At 72.5% G+C, this 18,265-nt stretch carries 15 protein-coding genes; 5 read left to right on the top strand and 10 right to left on the bottom strand.

The annotated features are described in order from the left end of the window. From QWM81_RS27035 to QWM81_RS27005, 7 genes are all read right to left on the bottom strand, one after another. Positions 1–1,320, bottom strand: a complete 1,320-nt coding sequence (locus tag QWM81_RS27035; protein ID WP_435372464.1) for an ABC transporter substrate-binding protein — start codon at positions 1,318–1,320, stop codon at positions 1–3. 164 nt (positions 1,321–1,484) lie between these two features. Next, entirely contained in the window at positions 1,485–2,708 is a 1,224-nt protein-coding gene (locus QWM81_RS27030; protein ID WP_290114997.1) for an ROK family transcriptional regulator, read from the bottom strand. A 102-nt stretch (positions 2,709–2,810) separates the two neighbouring features. Then, positions 2,811–3,506 (bottom strand): ester cyclase, encoded by a 696-nt coding sequence (locus tag QWM81_RS27025; RefSeq protein ID WP_290114996.1) that lies wholly within the window; start codon positions 3,504–3,506, stop codon positions 2,811–2,813. 36 nt (positions 3,507–3,542) lie between these two features. Continuing rightward, a complete protein-coding gene (locus QWM81_RS27020) occupies positions 3,543–4,919 on the bottom strand; it encodes a glycoside hydrolase family 10 protein (RefSeq protein WP_290114995.1) in 1,377 nt (458 codons plus the stop codon). 94 nt (positions 4,920–5,013) lie between these two features. After that, on the bottom strand, positions 5,014–7,857 hold the full coding sequence (locus QWM81_RS27015) for a helix-turn-helix transcriptional regulator (RefSeq protein ID WP_290114994.1): 2,844 nt from the start codon (positions 7,855–7,857) through the stop codon (positions 5,014–5,016). Positions 7,858–8,046: 189 nt separating this feature from the next. Beyond that, a complete protein-coding gene (locus QWM81_RS27010) occupies positions 8,047–9,741 on the bottom strand; it encodes a S8 family peptidase (RefSeq protein ID WP_290115017.1) in 1,695 nt (564 codons plus the stop codon). Positions 9,742–10,183: 442 nt separating this feature from the next. Next, positions 10,184–11,701 carry a PucR family transcriptional regulator gene (locus QWM81_RS27005; RefSeq protein WP_290114993.1) on the bottom strand — a complete coding sequence of 506 codons (1,518 nt, stop codon included), beginning with the start codon at positions 11,699–11,701 and terminating at the stop codon, positions 10,184–10,186. Between the two features lie 290 nt (positions 11,702–11,991). On the opposite strand from QWM81_RS27005, the gene QWM81_RS27000 reads away from it, so the two are divergent. Further along, positions 11,992–13,503, top strand: a complete 1,512-nt coding sequence (locus QWM81_RS27000) for a purine-cytosine permease family protein (RefSeq protein WP_290114992.1) — start codon at positions 11,992–11,994, stop codon at positions 13,501–13,503. Further along, on the top strand, positions 13,500–14,342 hold the full coding sequence (locus QWM81_RS26995; protein ID WP_290114991.1) for a lysyl oxidase family protein: 843 nt from the start codon (positions 13,500–13,502) through the stop codon (positions 14,340–14,342). The genes QWM81_RS27000 and QWM81_RS26995 overlap by 4 nt, the downstream gene beginning before the upstream one ends. Positions 14,343–14,426: 84 nt before the next feature. Here QWM81_RS26995 and QWM81_RS26990 read toward each other — a convergent pair whose 3' ends face one another. Both QWM81_RS26990 and QWM81_RS26985 read right to left on the bottom strand, forming a co-directional pair. Continuing rightward, a complete protein-coding gene (locus QWM81_RS26990; RefSeq protein ID WP_290114990.1) occupies positions 14,427–14,882 on the bottom strand; it encodes a hypothetical protein in 456 nt (151 codons plus the stop codon). Beyond that, positions 14,876–15,340, bottom strand: a complete 465-nt coding sequence (locus tag QWM81_RS26985; protein ID WP_435372463.1) for an ATP-binding protein — start codon at positions 15,338–15,340, stop codon at positions 14,876–14,878. Before QWM81_RS26985 ends, QWM81_RS26990 begins: the two co-directional genes overlap by 7 nt. Before the next feature lie 215 nt (positions 15,341–15,555). Here QWM81_RS26985 and QWM81_RS26980 point away from each other — a divergent pair, with 215 nt between their 5' ends. Genes QWM81_RS26980 through QWM81_RS26970 form a run of 3 tightly spaced genes read left to right on the top strand, consistent with a single transcriptional unit; the run spans position 15,556 to position 17,071 of the window. Beyond that, positions 15,556–16,419, top strand: a complete 864-nt coding sequence (locus QWM81_RS26980) for a Sco1979 family transcriptional regulator (RefSeq protein ID WP_290114989.1) — start codon at positions 15,556–15,558, stop codon at positions 16,417–16,419. After that, positions 16,420–16,656, top strand: coding sequence for a DUF397 domain-containing protein (locus QWM81_RS26975; RefSeq protein ID WP_290114988.1), 237 nt, complete (start codon positions 16,420–16,422; stop codon positions 16,654–16,656). Then, positions 16,592–17,071 (top strand): SAM-dependent methyltransferase, encoded by a 480-nt coding sequence (locus QWM81_RS26970; protein ID WP_290114987.1) that lies wholly within the window; start codon positions 16,592–16,594, stop codon positions 17,069–17,071. The genes QWM81_RS26975 and QWM81_RS26970 overlap by 65 nt, the downstream gene beginning before the upstream one ends. A gap of 37 nt (positions 17,072–17,108) precedes the next feature. Here QWM81_RS26970 and QWM81_RS26965 read toward each other — a convergent pair. Continuing rightward, a partial coding sequence (locus QWM81_RS26965; RefSeq protein ID WP_290114986.1) for a 6-phospho-beta-glucosidase occupies positions 17,109–18,265 on the bottom strand: 1,157 nt, incomplete at its 5' end.

The raw sequence follows: 18,265 nt of genomic DNA, 5'->3' as shown, positions 1-18,265 counted from the left end.
TCAGCCGAAGAGGGTGGTGAGTTCGCGGCGGACCTTCTTGTCGCACGTGTCGAGCGCGGCCTCGGGGTCCTTGTCGTCGCGTACGGAGTCGGCGATCACGCCCTCCAGGGCGTTGAGCATGGCCTGGGTGAAGGCGGGGTTGTCGTAGTGGCCGTACCGCTCGGACAGGGCGACGCCTTCGGCCGCCAGGCCCTGCTTGAGCTGGTCGGCCTTCGCGGCGAGGGACTTGCGCGGCGGGATGTGGAAGCCGTAGCCGAGGCACCAGTCCTGCTGGTAGTCGGTCCGGTCGAGCCACAGCCACTTGACGTACTCCTTGGCCAGGTCGACGTCCTTGGCCTTGGAGCTGACGAACATCGACCAGCCGCCGTTGATCAGCGACGGCCTGCCGGTGTCGGTGACTTTCGGGAAGGGGATGATGCCGACGTCGTCGCCGTGCGCCTTCTGGATCGCGGGCATGGCCCACATGCCGCACCACTGCATGGCGGTCAGGCCCTGGTTGAACGCGGAGGGGTCCCAGTAGTCGGCGGGCGCGTCCAGCAGCAGACTGCCGCTGGTGAAGAGGGTCCGCAGTGTGCGCAGTCCGGTGACGAGCTCGTCGGTGTGGTAGGCGATCTCGTTCGTGGGGGTGAGCAGTTCCGCGCCGGACGACCAGACCATCGGGCGGGCGATGTCGGACAGGTTGTTGCCGAGGTAGAGGCCCTTGACCTTGTCGGTGGTGAGCTTGGCGGCGGCTTCTATGAGCGCGTCGAGCGTGGTGGGCGGCTCCAGGCCGGCCTTCTCCAGCAGCGACTTGCGGTAGTAGAGGAACTTGGGGTCGTCGATCATCCGGATGCCCCAGATCTTGCCGTCCATGGTGTGGGAGGCGATGTCGGCGGCGTGGAAGTCGTCCTTGACCGGGGCGATGATGTCGTCGAGCGGCACGATCTGACGCGCCTTCACCATATGGATCTGCGGGTGGAATTCGAAGACGTCCGGTGCGTCGGAGGAGAGCAGCGCCGAGAACAGCTTGCTCTCGAAGTTGGTGCCGGTGATCCACTGGGTGGTCACCTCGGCCTTGCCGAAGTCCTTGGCGTAGCGCCTGATCGCCTGCTCGGTGCCCGCCTCGCCGTACGCGTGGAAATACTGCGTGAGGCCCTTGCCCGACGAACCGCCCACCGGGCGGCCGGTGTTGGAGCCGCAGGCGCTGAGTGCGCCCAGCGCGGCCAGCCCTCCGGCCGCTCGCAGTACGGAGCGGCGGTCCCAGGCCGTGCTGTTCACGCCGCTGCTGTCCCCACCCCTGGTGTCCCTGCTGTTCTCGCTCTCCCTGCCCGGTGCAGACATGGCGGACGTCCCTTGTCTCGAAACGGCTCGGATGTGGTGGTGCGGAGCGGGACGCTAACCTTCGCCCACCCCTTCGGCAAGGGGTCAGACAAACTCCGTTCGAAATGTTGTGAAGCGTTCGGCATGCCGGACGGAGGCGAAGCCGGGTACCGCCTGAGGGCTCGTCAGAGACCGGCGGTGATCCGGCTCTTCGCCACGGCGGTACTCCGGGCGAGCGCCCCCTCCAGCGCGAAGGTCGCCGCGCCGAGGCACACCGGATCGGTGGGGATCGGCGACAGCACGATCTCCGTGGCGGACAGCGGCCGCCTCAGCGCGTGCCGGGCCACCGCCTCGCGCACCCCGGCGAGCAGCGGCTCGCCCAGTGTGGCCGCGACCCAGCTGCTCAGCACGATGACCTGCGGATTGAGGAGGTTCACCAGGCCCGCGATGGCCGCGCCCAGACAGCGGGCGGTGGTGCGCACCACCGTGACCGCCACCGGATCGCCCTCGGCGACGGCCCGCCCCAGCGCCTCGATCGTCGCCGTCTGGTCCCCGGGGTGCAGCAGGGCGCTGTCCGGGCTCAGCTCCCGCAGGTTCAGCATGATGCCGGGCGCGCCCACATACGCCTCCACGCACCCATGGTCGCCGCAGTGGCACAGCCGGCCGTCCAGCACGAGCGTGGTGTGCCCCCACTCGCCCGCGCTGTTGCTCACGCCCCGGTGCAGCGTGCCGCCCAGCGCGAACCCCGCACCCACCCCCGTACCGAGGTTGACCACCACCGCGTCGTCCCTGCCCCGCGCCGCGCCGAACCACAGCTCGGCCGCCGTGCAGGCGTGCAGCGGATTGTCCAGGTGCAGCGGGTACGGGACGGAGCCGGACAGCAGGCCGAGCAGCGGCACGTCGTGCCAGTCCCAGTTCGGCGCGTACACCAGGACCCCGCTCTCCCGGTCCACCTGCCCTGGCATGCTGATCCCCGCGCCCAGCACCCGGGCGCCGTCCACCCCGGCCCCGGCGACCACGCGAGCGACGGCCGCCGCCACCTGGGCGACCACCTCGGGCGGGGTGCGCGCGCCGGGGCGTACCTCCTCCTCCGCCCGCGCCAGCACGTTCAGCCCCAGGTCGAACAGCTCGGCGCGGACGTATGTCTCCGCGATGTCGACGCCGATCAACGTGCCCCCGGCCACGTTGACGGCGATCAGCCCCCGGGGCCGCCCGCCGGCGGAGTCCTCGAACCCGACCTCGGTGAGCATGCCGAGTTCCAGCAGCTCACCGACGAGCGTCGCCACGGTCGCCATACTCAGGCCCGTGGCCGTCGCCAGCTCCTGCCGCGAGGTCGGCGACCGGGCGATGATCTCCCGCAGGACGTGGTACCGGTTCGCGGTGCGTATGTCCCGGGACGTGCGCTTCACCGGACTTCCCCCTCCACCCCTCGGGCCCGTGGCGAGGCGCCAGGCTACGGTGTGCCCGACGCCTCCGACAAGGGTTGGAAAAGGGGGTGGAGGAAGTACCGGTCAGACCTCCACGACGCCCAACTGGCGCATCAGGCCCAGGTCGTCCAGGTTCCACCAGCTCTCGGCGATCTTCCCGCCCTCGCAGCGGAAGGTCGCGTGGCCGGTCCCGGAGACGTCCCGGTGGGTGGGCTCCATGCCCTTGAACGCGCCGACGTGGCGGCCCCTGAACGACATCCGCAGGCACACCGTGTCGCCCTCGGCGATCAGGGTGTCAATGGTGCACGTCGGCTGGAACGCGTCGATGATCTCCTTGTTCTCCGCTTTGGACCGCTCCAGGTCCGCGTCGTACGTCGACAGGCCCGGATCGTGCTCACGGTAGTCGGCGGTGCACAGCTCGTCGGCCGCGTTCACGTTCCCCTTGTCGATCACTTCATCGACGAAGCGACGCACGACGATCTTGTTGAGCTGCTCGTCCCGCAGGACGTCCACGTCCGTGAACGTGGGCTCGCCGTCGCACAGAGCCGTCAACTCCTGGAAGATCCGGTTGGTCTCGGGCAGTTTCGAGTTCTCCATCGCCTCCTCGTACGAAGGAAACTCCACGATCTCCACCACATGCGTGGAGTCCGCGCGGTCCCGGCCCACCATCGAATGCGTGGCGGTCCGCTTACCCTGGGTGGCTTCCACCCAGCGGTCCATCAGCCGGTTCATCTCATCGAGCCGGTCGGTCTTGCAGTCGATGATCTGGACGAATGTCATGACGCCTCCTGCCATAGGAGTGACTGCGGTTTCAGCTTATGCCGAGCAGGCGGCGCCGTTCAGGGTGAAGCCGGCCGGCGCCGGGTTCGACCCCGACCATGTGCCGTTGACGCCGAAACCGACCGCCGAGCCCGGCGCGATCGTCCCGTTGTACGAGGCGTTCGCCGCCGTGACCGCCGTACCGGACTGGGTCACGGTGGCGTTCCACGCCTGGGTGACGCGCTGCCCGGACGACGGCCAGCTCCAGCCCAGCCGCCAGCCCGGGATGGTGGCCGAGCCCGTGTTGCGTACCGTCACCTGCGCGGTGAAACCGGTGCTCCACTGGTTCTGCACGGTGTACGTGACCGCGCAGCCGGTCACCGGGCCGGTGCCGCCGCTCCACCCCAGCGCCTCCGCGATGCCGAAGTACGCCGGCTTGGGCCGCAAGCCCTCGTCGTACGGAGTGGCCGCCCCCTGTCCCGGGAAGACGTCCGGAATCCACGAGTCGGCGTCGGTGAAGCCCCACACGGTCACGCCCGCGCAGCGCGCCACCGCCAGGCAGGCCTGGGTGACCGCCTTGTAGTCCGCCTTCTGCTGGGCCAGCTTCGCGTCCGTGGCGGGAAGGGGCATCCGGATGTCGAGCTCCGTGATGGCCACGTCCACCCCCAGGTCGGCGAACCGCTGGAGGTTGGCGCGCAGCGTGGCGGGGACCTGGCCCACGATGAGGTGGGCCTGGAGGCCGACGCCGTCGAGCGGAACGCCCCGCGCCTTCAGGGACTTCACCAGCTCGTACATGGCGTCGCTCTTGGCGTTGACGCCCTCGATGTTGTAGTCGTTCAGGTACAGCTTCGCCGCCGGGTCCGCCGCCCGCGCCGCCCGCAGCGCGTCCTCGATGTACCCGTCGCCGATGACCGTCTGGAAGACCGAAGGGCGCCGTGTGCCGTCCTCGTCGAACGGCTCGTTGACTACGTCCCAGTGGTCGATCCGGCCCTGGTAGCGGCCGGCCTCGGTGGCGATGTGGCCGGTCATCACCGTGCGCAGCGCGTCGGCGGTCCAGCTTCCGCCGCTCACCCAGCCGGGCAACTGACTGTGCCAGACGAGGGTGTGGCCCCGGACCTGCTGCCCGTGCGCCTCGGCGAAGTCCACGACGGCGTCCGCGCCGGACCAGTCGTAGGAGCCGCGCGCCGGCTCGACGGACCCCCACTTCATCTCGTTGCCCGGCGTGATGGACCCGAACTGCCCACCCGCCAGGGAGGCGTAGGCGCCGGACAGCTTGCTCGCGGTGACGGCCGTCCCGTAATAGACGCCCTTCGCGGCGGCCAGCTCCCGCAGCACCGGGCCGTCGGCCGCGTGCCCGGCGGGGGCGGCCCCGGCCACCAGCAGTGCCGCTGCCGCCGCGGCGCACACCGCTCTTCGTAAGTTCCGCACCTTCATGGAGCTCTCCCTCATCACGGTCCCGGTTTCACCGGCTCCCGGAAGGCTCCTGCACACTTCCGTCAACCGTCAATGGAAGTGCGGGACCCGGCGGTCACCGCGGTGGCGACGCGGAGCCGTTGAGGGCGGTGGCCAGCTGGGCGCGGGAGCGGACGTCCAGCTTCTGGTAGATGCGGGTCAGGCGGGCCTCCACCGTCTTCACGCTCAGGTAGAGCCGGGCGGCCGCCTCGTGGTTGCTCGCGCCCTCCCCGACCAGCCGGGCGAGCCGCAGCTCCGCGTCGGTGAGCCGGGACAGGGCGCTTCCCGCGCCGGACGCCGGGGCGGCGTCGGCGGGGGAGGGGCTCTCCACGGTCAGGCCCAGCCACGGAGCGGCGCCCGCCCGCTCGAAGACGGCCGCGGCCGCCTGCATCGCCGCGCTCGCGGCCGATCGCCTGCGCCGGCGGCGCTCGACCCGCGCCAGGGCGATCAGGCAGCGCCCCTGCTCCAGCACCAGCCCGTGCCCGGCGAACCGGTCGGCCGTCTCCACCAGCAGGGCGACCGCCTCGTCGGTCTTCCCGGCCGCCGCCAGGCACAGCGCGTACACCCGGTCGCAGCCCAGCAGCACGGTGCCGCGGCCGAGGCGTTCCGCGACCGGCCCGACATCGGCGAGCAGCGCCTGCGCCTCCTCCAGGGCGTCGTTCGCGAGCAGCGCCTCGGCCAGCTCCTCGTGCCAGCGCAGCATCGACGGGTCGACCGCGCACTGGGCGTTCTCGCCGTCCCGCACCCGGCGCAGCGTCTCCAGCGCGCCCGCCACGTCCCCGGTGACCAGCTGGACCCGCCCCAGCGCGTACAGGCTCCGCGAGAGGAAGACGTGGTCGCCCTCCTCCTGCGACGCCCGGACGCTGCGCCGCGCGTACCCGGCGGCCCGCGCGAAGCTGCCGCCCGCGGTCTCGGCCAGCGCCAGCGCGTACCAGGCGGGGCCCGGCGACAGGCCCGCCTCCAGCGTCAGGGCGAGCGACCGCCCGGCGTGCGCGAGGGCGGCCGCGCACTGGCCGCGCCGGGTCTCGACCTCGGCGAGGGTACGGAACAGTTCGATGGCGTCCTCGACCGGGCCGCGCCGCTCGACCAGCGGCAGCAGCGCGTACAGCTGGTCGCGGGCCTCGGCGAGCCGGTCGTCGAACAGCGCGTGACGGATCGTCAGAATCTGGGCGGTGTTACGCACCCCCAGCGGCCGGTCGGTCATCTCCAGCGCCCGGGCCCCGGCGAGCGTCCGCTCGGCGTCCGGCGAGCCGAGCACCCGGTCCATGCGGGCCTGCTGGGTCAGCGCCTGCGCGGCCGTGTGCCGGTCGCCCACCGACGTGGCGAGCGCCGCCGACTCCACCGCTGCGGCCCGCGACCGTACCGGATCGCCGTCCGCGAGCACGTACTTCACCGCGAGCCGCAGCAGCACCGCGGCCCGCAGGGCGGGCTCGCCCTCGGAGTCCTCCATGGCGTGCACATAGATCTCGTCGAGGTCGGTCAGCCCCTGCCCCGCCGTGTCCAGCACGGCGAGCCGCGCGCGTACCCGCTCGGCGGGTGTCGCGTCCCGGGCGAGCAGATCACCCGCGGCGCGCATCGCGAGATCCGCGCGGGCGGCCCGCGCGGCCTCCTCCGCCGCGTCCACCAGCCGCTCCAGCCGGCGGCGGCCGAGGCTCGCGGGCGTGGTCTCGGCGGCCAGCAGCGCCAGCTCCGCGGCGAGCGCGCTGTTGCCGCGCCGGCGTGCCGTGTCCGCGGCGGCGGCCACCTCGGCGGCCAGCGCCTCGTCGGGCACGTCGTTGGCCAGCGCCCGGTGCCGTACCGCCTCCACCGGGTCGTCCACCACCGCGGCGAGCGCGGCGTGCCCCTCGCTGCGCTCGGTCCAGGAGGTGTCGTGGACCAGCGTGGAGGGCAGCAGCCCCGCCGTGAACGCCACCGTCCCGTCCCCGGCGAGCGATATCAGGCCGGCGCGCTCGGCGGCGGCCAGTTCCGCCTCGGCCGCCGGGCGCCCCGCGCGGCGGATCAGGGCGCTGGTGGGGCGCAGCGCCAGGGCGGCGAGCAGCAGCGTGGCCCGTACGGCGGGGGAGGCGGGCGCGAGCATCCCGCGCGCCACGTCCCGGGCCCGCCCGGACAGCGGCAGCGCCTCGGCGTGGTGCACCGGGGTCCTGGCGTCGGCCAGGGACCGGCCGACGGCGAGCGCGAGGCGCGGGTTGCCGCCGCTCGCGCGGTGGATGCGCCCCGCCAGCCGGGACGGCAGCCGGTGGTGGACGAGCAACTCGGCCATCTCGTCGGCGTGGAGGGGCGGCACGAGCAGGACGTCGGCCTCGGAGGCCACCCACAGCGGCAGGGGCGCACCCCCGCTGGCACCCTCGGCGGAGCCGGACGGCCCGTACGGTGCGGGCGTCTCGACCGCGACGACCCGCAGCGCGGGCGGCGCGAGGGGGAGGGCGAACCGCAGCAGGTCCGCGCTGTCGGTGTCGAGGCGCTGGGCGTCGTCCACGACGAGGAGGACGGGCGCCCGCTCGGTCAGCGTCCGCAGGATGCCCGCGACGGCCAGCCGCAGGGCGATGGGGTCGCGCCCCTCGTCCCGCGCGGCGGCCTCGCGGCAGAGCACCGCGACGGCCGCCCGCTGCGGGCCCGGCAGACCGTCGAGCGCGACGGGGGGCACGGAGGCGATGAGCGCGGCGGCCGCCGCGCCGGCCACGTCCTGGTCGGCGGGGTGGGGGGCGAGCCACAGGACGGTCTCACCGCGCGCGGCGGCCTGGGCGGCCACGGCCTGGGCGACTTCGGTCTTGCCGACCCCGGCGGGCCCGGTGAGCAGGGCGCGCCCCCGGGTGCCGAGGACGCGTTCGAGCCGCGCGAGGAGCTCCGCGCGTCCGACCGGCGCGGGGTGGTCGGCCCCCGTGGGGGCGCACGGCGTGGCTGGGTACGGCTCCGACCTCATCCGCGACCACCACCCTCCGGCGCGCGGACCCCCTGCCCGCGATCTGTCTCGCGAGCGCAGGATACGAACTCGGCCACCGGAGTCCAGGTGTCGCGTCCGGTATGTGGACGAACACACAACAGGGCGTGCTCGCGGAACTGCGCCGCGAGCACGCCCCTGACCTGTGGTGACGCGCGTTCTGCGGGTGGATCAGAAGGTCAGGCCCCAGGAGTCGATGTAGCCGGTGTCACCCGACGCCACGTCCCGGACCTGGAGCTTCCAGACGCCGGCCGCGGTCTCGGCGGAGGCGTCCACCGTGTAGGTGGCGAGGACGTTGTCGGCCGAGTCGGAGGAGCTGGAGTTCTTCAGCCGGTACGCCGTGCCGTCCGGGGCGACCAGGTCGACGACCAGGTCACCGCGCCAGGTGTGCTTGATGTCCACGTCGACCTTGAGGGCGGCGGGGGCGTTGCCGGTGATCCCGGTGACGGAGATCGAGGACGTCACGGTGGTGTTGTCCGAGATCGTCACGTTGGTGGCGTTGCTGAAGCTGGTGCCCGTGCTGGGCGAGCCCGTGACGGCGTTCACCGTCTTGGCCGCGTCGGCGATACCGGCACCGCAGCCACCGGAGCAGGTGCCGGGCAGCGGGCGGGCGTTGGCCTTGATCGCGGACTCGATCTCGGCGGGCGTCAGCGTCGGCTTGGCCGACTCCAGCAGCGCGGCGAGGCCGGCGATGTGCGGGGCGGCCATCGACGTGCCCTGGTAGGGCTTGTAGTTCTCCAGTGACTGGGTGGTGGTGCCGGAGTTCAGCGTGGAGAGGATGCCGTTCTCGGGGGTGGTGACGGTGCCGGGCGTGTCGGTGGAGCGGCGGGTCTCACCGCCGGGCGCCGAGACGTCGATGATGGTGCCGTAGTTCGAGTAGTACGAACGGTTGCCCTCACGGCTGGTGGACGCCACGTTGATGACGTTCGCGCAGTTGGCGGGCGTGAACCCGGAGGCGTTGGCGTTGCTGTTGCCGGCCGCGACGACGACGGTCGTGCCGCGCGCGACGGCCCCGTCGATGGCGTTCTTGTACACGGTGGGGCAGGTCGAACTGGCCCCGCCCAGGCTCATGTTGATGATCTTGGCCGGGTTGGGGTTCGCCGCGATGCCGGGGACGCTGCCGCCGGACGCCCAGGTGATCGCGTCGGCGATGTCCGACGAGGAGCCGCCGCACTTGCCGAGCACCCGCACGTGCTGCACCTTCGCCCCGTACGCGACGCCCGCCACGCCCTTGGCGTTGTGGGTGGTCGCCGCGATGGTGCCGGCCACGTGCGTGCCGTGCCAGGAGGAGTTGCTCGCCCGGGAGCCGGTGCCGCACTCGCCGTCGGTGGCGTTCCAGTCGCCCTCATCCGTGGGGTCGGCGTCGCGGCCGTTGCCGTCGCGGGCGTCGGCGGAGCTGGAGATGAAGTCGTAGCCCGAGACGGTGTTGCCGCTCAGGTCGCTGTGCGCGGCGTAACCGGTGTCGATGACGGCGACGGTGACGCCGCTGCCGGTGGTCTTGTCCCAGGCGCCGGGCACGTTCATGCCGCCGGTCGGCTCGAACAGGTCCCACTGCTTGGCGTACTCGGTGTCGTTGGGGGTGACCGCCATCGCGTAGGCGCGGATGTCGGGCTCCACGGACGCGACCTCCGGGTCGGCGCGGAAGGCGGCCATGACCTCCGTGACGTCCTGCTTGGTGGCCTGCGCACCCAGGTCGACGAGCGCGGCGCCGCTCGCGAGCCGCCGCTCGAAGGCGAGCTTCTCACCCGTCTCGGCGCCCTTGGCCGCGGCGTCGCTCTTGGCCGCGGTGTTCGAGGTGGCCTCGGCGGTACGGGACTTGTAGGTGACGATCACCTTCTCCACGGGCGCGCTGGGCAGCGCGGCCATGGACTGCGAAGCCGGGGCGGGCTTCGGGGCGGGGGTGGCCTCCGCGGCGAGGGCCACCGAGGAGGTGGCGCTCACGCCGATGATCGTGGCGCTCGCCGCCACGACGGATATGAGTCTCCGTCTCGAACCGTTCAAGGTGTTCCCTTTCAGGGCAGCTCCGGCGGCTCCCGGAGCGGCTGACGGTGCGGGGCGCGACGGGCGGCGGGCGCGTGGGACCGCGGTCGGACCGTGGGGGTGGCCGTCCGTGGCCCCTGGGCCGGGGTGGACCCGCTGCGCCGCCGCCGACGCGACGGCCCCTGGGGCGGGGCCGTCCCGGTGGAGCTCGAATTACATGCACCTGACAGTGAGGTGGCCGAGAACCGCCGGTGCGGCAGACAGTAGGGAAACCGGGGGTGACGCCGATACGGGGAAAACCCTTGTCACCCCCCGGCGGCCCCCCGCCTCAACTCAGCAGGCCCGCGCTCCGGGCCGCCCGCAGAGCGAGCCACACCTCGGTGAGGTCCGCCGTCGACGACAGGTTCCTGCCGCTCAGCGCGGCGAACCGGCGCAAGCGGTAGAGCAGCGTGTTGGGGTGGATGTGCAGGGCAAGGGCCGCCTCCTCCGTGGACCTGTCCCGCTCCAGCCACGTGAGGGCGGACAGCACCAGCGCGCCGCCGTGCTCGGTGTCGTACCGCAGCGCCGCACCGAGCACCTGGTCCACCAGAGCGTGCAGGACGGAGGGGTCCTCGTGCAGCCAGCGGTCCGTCGTGTCGTCGCCGCAGTCGCCGCTCGTGACCAGCGGCCGGCCCGCCGACCGCGCCCGGGCGAGCGCCAGGCAGGCTTCGCGCCGGGGCACGCCGAGCGGGCCGCCGGCGGTGAAGGGGCGTGAGACACCGGCCCTGATGCGCGGCAGGGCCGCGAGGGCGTCCAGGGCGGGCGGCGAGTCGGCGAGGAGGACGTACAACCCCTCGTGCCGGCGCAGCACCAGGTACGGTACGGCCGCTCCGTCCAGGGCCTGTACGACCGCGGCGTCGTCCGGCGGACCCTCCCCCTCGCCGTCGACCACCGCCAGCAGCACCGGCGCCCGCGCGTCGAACCCCAGCCGGGACAGATGCCGGCGCGCGGACTGCGGGTCCAGGGCTTCCTGTACGAGTTCGGCGAGGGTCTCCGCCCCCTGGCGGCGCAGCGTTTCGCGTTCGTGGCGGACCATGGACAGCTGGAGTGCCGCGACGGTCGCGATGTGCTGGACGACGCCGAGTCCCGCCGGCCGCGCCCCCCGCCCCGCTCCGCCGCCCCGCCGCTCCAGGGCCAGCAGGTACCCGGCGGGCCCGCCCGGCGCGGGTACCGGCAGGACGTAGCCGCCGGGGACGGCCGGGGCCGGGTCGGGCGAGTCCGGCAGAAGCGCCGCATGGCGGCTGCCCGGTACGGGCACGCCCGGCAGCAGGGGGCTCCCGTGCCGCGTACAGAGGAAGAGGGAGTAGCCGGACAGCCCCTCCAGGCGGCGGAAGAGCTCCGCGGCGGTGAGGTCCTCCGCGGCGAGCCAGCGCAGCGCACCGAAGACCTGCAGCTCCGCGCTCAGCCGCTTGCGCGCGTCCGCCTGCGCGGCCGCCGCCACCTCCTGCGCCACGGCGATGAAGGGCACCTGCAAGGGCAACTCCAGCACCGGCAGGGCCCGTTCCTCGGCGGCCGCCAGGAACGCCTGACGCAGCGGGGGAACGTGGAGGTGGGCGGAGAGCGCGAGGGCGGCCACGCCCGCGGCGTGGAGCCGCTCGACGTACGCGCGCTGCCGGACGGCACTGCGGGGTACCGCGATCCCGGTCGTCATGATGAGCTCCGCACCCAGGAGCCACGGGGTCGGGTCCTCCAGCTCGCTCACATGCGCCCAGGCCACCGGCCGGCCGAGCCCCGCCTCACCCGCCAGGACCCGCAGCTGGAGGGCGGGCGAACGCACCAGGTCGTGGACCCGGAGGGCTGCTGCCATCGCCGTCATCGAGCACATGCTGCACGGTGGCGCCGGAGAACGGAAGGGGTCGTCTTCGAACGACGCACCATCGTCACGCACCTGCCGGTCGCGCCCCTGCGAGGCGGCCGACACGACAGGTAGAGCAGTCGCAAGCCCACACGGCCCCCCTTCCAGCATGGTGGCGGCCCACAAAGAGACGGCACCGGCTTTGAACGCCGCACAATTGCCGCTGGACGCACGGCGACCGCACACTCTGGCTTCCGGTTCCGGGCACGGGTGCCCGCGAACCACCGACAACGGGAGGGTCCATGGCGGACAAGCCCTTCAAGCGCCCCCTCGCCGCGCACACCGGCGTCGAGGTCATCGAGACCCTGTCCATCCAGCATGTCCCCTTCTCCGAACGGCACGGAAAGCTGTGGAAGCAGGGCCCCTTCTGGTTCCAGGGCAACTTCCAGCCCTTCACGCTCTCGCTCGGCTTCATCGGCCCCGGACTGGGCCTGTCCGTCGGATGGACCGTGCTGGCCAGTGCGCTGGGACTGCTGGTGGGCACGTTCTTCATGGCCTTCCACGCCAGCCAGGGCCCGCAGCTGGGGCTGCCGCAAATGATCCAGTCCCGTGGCCAGTTCGGGTACCGCGGGGTGATCGTGCCGCTGGCGGCGACCTTGTTCACCTTCGTCGGCTTCAACGTCGTCGACACCATCATCATCGGCAACGGCCTCCAGTCGGTCTTCGGCTGGGACGCGACCGTGGTCGGGATCGGCATCACCCTCATCGCGGTGGCGCTCGCCGTGTACGGGCACGACTGGCTGCACCGGGCGTTCCAGGTGCTGTTCTGGTGCTCGGCCCCGTGCTGGCTGCTGCTCTCGGCGGCAATCCTCACCGGTCAGGCGGCCGGCCCGGCCGGTGACGGCGCGGACGGCGGTGGCGGATTCACGGCGGTCGCCTTCATGGTGCAGTTCACCGCCGCCGCCGGGTACAACATCTCCTACGCCCCGTACGTCTCGGACTACTCGCGCTACCTGCCCCGTGACACCCCCACGCCCCGCATCATCGCCTCGGTGTTCTGCGGCGCCGCCGGCTCGCCGATGTGGCTCATCCCCATCGGCGCGTGGATGGCCGGCACCCTCGGCGTGAACGACCCGCTGGCCGGCATCCGCACGGCCGGGGACCAGGTGGTGACCGGCCTCGGCGCCGTACTGACCCTGCTGTCGGTGCTGGCCCTGGTCGCGACCATGGGCCTCAACGCCTACAGCGGCATGCTGACGGTCCTCACCGGCGTCGACTCCATCCGCCCGCTCCGGCCGGGGCGGCGGGCCCGGGTGCTCACGATCAGCGGCCTGGCCGCCGTCTGGTGCGCCGTGGGCCTCAGCGTCTCGGCCGACTTCACCACGGCGCTGGGCAACGCCCTGCTCCTCATGCTCTACCTGCTGATCCCGTGGACCGCGGTGAACCTCGTGGACTACTTCTCCGTCCGGCGCGGCCGGTACGCCATCACGCACCTGCTCCGGCCGGACGGCATCTACGGCACCTGGGCGTGGCGCGGCCTGCTGGCCTACGGGGTGGGCCTGGTCCTGATGGTGCCGTTCATGGTGGTGGGCCCCTTCACCGGGCCCGTCGCGGAGGCACTCGGCGGGGTGGACGTGGCCTTCGTGGTGGGGCTCGCCGTATCGGGCCTCCTGTACTACGCCCTGACCCGCCGGCTGGACCTGACCGCCGAGGAGCCCGCGGTGGCCGCCAGCGAACGGGAACTGACCCTGCCGGAACCCGAGCCCACCGAACACCCGGTACAACCCACCACCTATCAGGAGGTATCCCCGTGAAAGGCACCAGACGCACCATACGACCTGTACGCCCGTCCCGGGCCTGGATCGTCGCGGCCGCCATGGCGCTCGCCGCGCTGCTGACCACCGGCCCCGGCCCGGCGTCGGCCATCGACACCATCGACACCATCGACACCCCCACGGACCAACTGCCCGCCCTCGAACCGCTGCAGCACAAGCTCGCCGAGAACGACCTCGTCCGTGAACCCGATACCGGGATCACCTGGCTCCGCTTCACCGGCGCGCCCGCGAACCTCGGCTCCGGCGCCCTGCACGTCACCGGACGGCGCACCAGGGAAGAGGCGGCAGCGGCCACCCCCGGCAACAACGTGATCCCCGCCTACCAGCGGATCTCCCGGTCGGACGGCTCCTCCTACGAGGTACCGGTGGGTCTGATGACCTATCACGACGCGCACAAGCACTTCCACATGGAGGGCATCTCCCGCTACCGGCTCATCAACTCCGGCGGCCAGGTGGTCCGAGAGTCGCCGAAGGTCGCGTTCTGCCTGGTGGACCTGGAGATCGCGGACTCCACGCTCCCCGGCTTCCCCGTCAACCCCGTCTACAACTCCTGCTCGCACAACGCCCAGGCGACCAGCCTGACGATGGGCATCTCCGTGGGCTGGGCCGACGTCTACGCCAAGGAGCTGGAGGGCCAGTCCTTCGACGTGAGCGAACTGATGAACCTCCCGGCGCAGCAGTACACGCTGGAGATGACGACCAATCCGCTGGGCCTCCTGCACGAGACCCACCGGAGCAGTCCCAGGACGACGTCGGTGACCGTGACGATCGGCCAGGGCGTGCCCGTCGGCGTCGGCGGCCCGAGGCCGGGCGTCTGACGGCCGTACGGCGGCATCAGCCGGTGCGGCGGGGGCACGGCTCCCGCCGCACCGGCGCGTCGGCGGGCAGGGGGGCCGGTGCGTTCAGAGCCGGCTGCCGACGCCCGGCACCGTCCAGGCCGGAGCGACACCGGTCAGCTGGCAGATCATGAGGTAGAGCGGGATGGGCGGGGTGTACGGGGAGGTGGTGCCCGGTCGGTGGATCAGCCGGGGCCGCCGGTCGGGGACGTACGCGCCGGCGGCGTAACACGCGGGCAGCGGCCAGCGCAGGTCGGCGTCCGAGCCGGCCGGAACGATCCACCACCACCAGTCGGTGTCGGCGAAGACGCAGCCGTTGCCCGGCAGCCGCGACAGCAGCCGGAACCCGTGCCGCGCCGGCACCCCCACCGCGTCGCACCCCAGCGCGGCCGGGAGCGACGGCGGCAGTGCGAGCCGCACCTCACCGCGCACCTCGCCCGGCGTCCCCCCGCCCCGGGCCCCGTCCCGTTCCGGCCCCCGCTGGCCACGCGCCGACAGCAGCGTGGCCATGGACCTCAGCATGGCTCCACCAGGCCGTGGCCCAGCTCCGCCCAGACCACACGCCCGGCTCCGTGCCGCGCGCCGTGCGCCCCCCACGCGTCGCTCACCGCGTCGACCAGCAGCAGTCCCCGGCCGCCCTCCTCGGGGGCGACACGCCGCAGCCGCGGACCGGTGGCCGGACACCCCTCGTCCTGGACCGCCACGCGCAGCCGGTCGCCGCGGTCGCGCAGCTCGCAGACCACCCGGCGGCTGGCCGTGTGCACCACGGCGTTGGTGACGAGCTCGGAGACGACCAGCGTCACCCCCTCGCACACCTCGCCCGCCACCTTCCACAGGACGAGCCGCTCCTCCACGAGGTGTCTGGCCCGGGCGACGGATTCGGCCTGTGCGGGAAGCTCGAAGGAGAAACGGCGGAGATCGGCGTACATCGGCGGTCGCTGGGCTATGAGCCGGGGGGTGAGCGCATGAGCAGGAGCCACGACCGATTCCTTACGTGGGGGGACGGCGCCGTACGTCGCCTCTCCCGGGCAGTGCGCGGCAGCCGAGTGAACTGGTTTCACCAAACTGGTTCACCGCAATACTTTCCTCCCGCCACGGACACTTGGCAAGTGGCACTCTGAAAATTGCAGAGTGCGGTGTTCTCTCTGGCCGTCGCATGGCACACTCATCGAAACAGCGCGTGGGGAGGTCTTAAGTGAGCGAGCCGCGGTCCGCCCCCACCGTGGGACAGGTCGTACTCGGCAAGCGTCTGCAGGATCTGCGGGAGCGGGCCGGCCTCAAGCGGGAAGAGGCCGCCAAAGTGCTCCGCGTGGCCCCGGCCACGATCCGCAGGATGGAGACCGCGGAAGTCGCGCTGAAGATCCCCTACGTTCAGCTGCTGCTCCAGGCCTACGGGGTTCCCGCCGACGAGGCGGACAGCTTCGTGCGGCTGGCCGAGGACGCCAACAAGCCCGGCTGGTGGCAGCGGTTCCACGACGTCCTGCCCAGCTGGTTCAGCATGTACGTCAGCCTGGAGGGCGCCGCCAGCGTCATCCGGGCCTACGAACCGCAGTTCGTCCCCGGCCTCCTCCAGACCGAGGAGTACGCCAGGGCCATCCTGCGCGGCGGGGCCGTCGGGCAGGTCAAGCACGACGACATCGAGCGCCATGTGGCGCTGCGCATGGAGCGGCAGTCCCTCCTCACCCGGGCGGACGCGCCGAAATTCTGGGTGGTCATGGACGAGACGGTGCTGCGCCGTCCCGTGGGCGGCGGCCCCGCCCTCATGCGGGCGCAGATCGGCCGGCTGCTGGAGGCCACCGAACTGCCGAACGTCACCCTCCAGATCGCCGAGTTCGCCACGGGCCACCACCCCGGCACGTACGGACCGTTCGTCCTCTTCCGCTTCGCCGTGCCGGAACTCCCGGACATGGTCTACAGCGAGTACCTGACCGGCGCCGTCTACCTCGACGCGCGCGCCGAGGTGGCCACGCACCTCGAGGTCATGGACCGCATGGCGGCGCAGGCCGCCACCGCGCAACGTACGAAGGAGATCCTCAAGGATTTCCGCGAGGAGCTGTGAATGGATCGCATATACAACGGCATGCCGGCCGCCGAGCTGGGTGCCGAGGGGTGGCACAAGCCGTGGAGCGGCGGCAACGGGGGCAACTGCGTCGAGGCGATGAAGCTGGCCGACGGCAGGGTCGCGGTCCGCCAGTCCGCCGACCCCGACGGCCCCGCGCTGATCTACACCCATGGCGAGATCGCCGCCTTCATCCAGGGGGCCAAGTCGGGCAAGGCCGACTTCCTGCTCACCTGACCCGTCCCGTACCCGAAAAAACCAGCCGACCACTGGAGCCGTCCTCGACTTCACCAGGCCGGTCGCTCTGTCCCTGCTCGCCCTGCTGCACTTCGTGGACGACGAAGACGGCGCCTACGAGCTGCTGCACCGGCTCGTCGAGCAACTGCCGTCCGGCAGCTACCTGGTGCTGTCCCAGGTGACGGGCGACTTCGACCCGGCAGGCGCCGCGAAGGCACGGGCCATGTACCAGGCCCGTGGCCTGACGCTGCGGCCGCGCTCCGTCGAGGAGTTCACCCGGTTCTTCGAGGGCCTGGAGCTCGTCGAGCCCGGAATCAGCCTGACGGCCGACTGGCACCCGGAGCTCGGCGAGGTCATCCCGGTCGCCGGCGACGCCCCGATCCCCGGCTACGCCGGCGTCGCCCGCAAGCCGTAGGGGCGCCTCCAGCGCACCGTAAGGACAGCGCGGTCGGCTAGTGCGGCGCCAGATACGCCAGGCCCGGGTGCTCCTCGACGTACGCGTCCAGCAGGCGCCGCGCCACCGGCACCGAGTCGACGAGCGGGTGCAGGGCGAACGCCTTCACGGCGGCCGACCGGGACCCGCCGCGCGCCGCCGCCATCACTTCCCGCTCGACCGCCTTGACCGCCGTCACCAGCCCCACCGCGTGGTACGGGAGCGGCGCCACCGACACCGGGTGGGCGCCGTTCGCGTCGACGAAGCACGGCACCTCGATGACCGCGTCGGCGTCGAGCACCGACAGGGTGGTGCCGTTGCGGACGTTGAGGATGAGGGTGGTCCGCTCGTCGCGGGCGATGGCGCGCATCAGCGCGAGGGCGACGTTCTCGTAACCGCCCGGCTCCAGATCCTCCTCGGTGCGCTCACCGGCGCCCGCCGCCTCCCGGTTGGCGGCCATGTAGGTGGCTTCCCGGTCGGCGAGGGTGCGGTGCCAGGTGTCCAGAGAGGGGGCGCCGTAAAACCCGGTCTGCTGCTCCTGAAGGTACGCCCCCCGCGTCCGCCCGGCCTCCCGGTAGCCCCGTACCGCCTCGCGGTTGAAGTAGTAGTAGTGCAGGTACTCGTTGGGAACCGCGCCCAGCGACCGCAGCCACTCCGGACCGAAAAGCTTGCCCTCTTCGAACGAGCCCAGCGCCCGCGGGTCCGCCAGCAGCCGTGGCAGCACGTCCCGCCCGGCCACCCGCACGCCACGCAGCCAGCCGAGGTGGTTCAGGCCCACGTAGTCGAACCACGCCTCGTCCGGGTCCACGCCCAGCAGCCGCGTCACGCGCCGGCCCAGGCCCACGGGCGAGTCGCAGATGCCGATCACCCGGTCGCCCAGCACCCGCGACATGGCTTCCGTCACGAGCCCCGCCGGGTTGGTGAAGTTGATGACCCAGGCGTCCGGAGCCAGTTCGGCCACCCGCCGGGCGATCGCGGTCGCGACCGGGACCGTACGCAGCCCGTACGCGATACCGCCCGCGCCCACCGTCTCCTGGCCGAGCACGCCCTCGGCGAGCGCCACCCGCTCGTCCGCCGCCCGGCCCGCGAGGCCGCCGACGCGGATCGCCGAGAACACGAAGTCGGCGCCGCGCAGCGCCTCGTCGAGGTCGGTGGTGACGGCGACCACCGACCTCG

Origin of the sequence: Streptomyces ficellus, assembly GCF_030406405.1 — a bacterium.
GTDB classification, from domain to species: Bacteria; Actinomycetota; Actinomycetes; order Streptomycetales; family Streptomycetaceae; genus Streptomyces; species Streptomyces ficellus_B.
The sequence above is the reverse complement of the archived record's forward strand: the minus strand, read 5'-3'. Positions and strand labels throughout refer to the sequence as shown.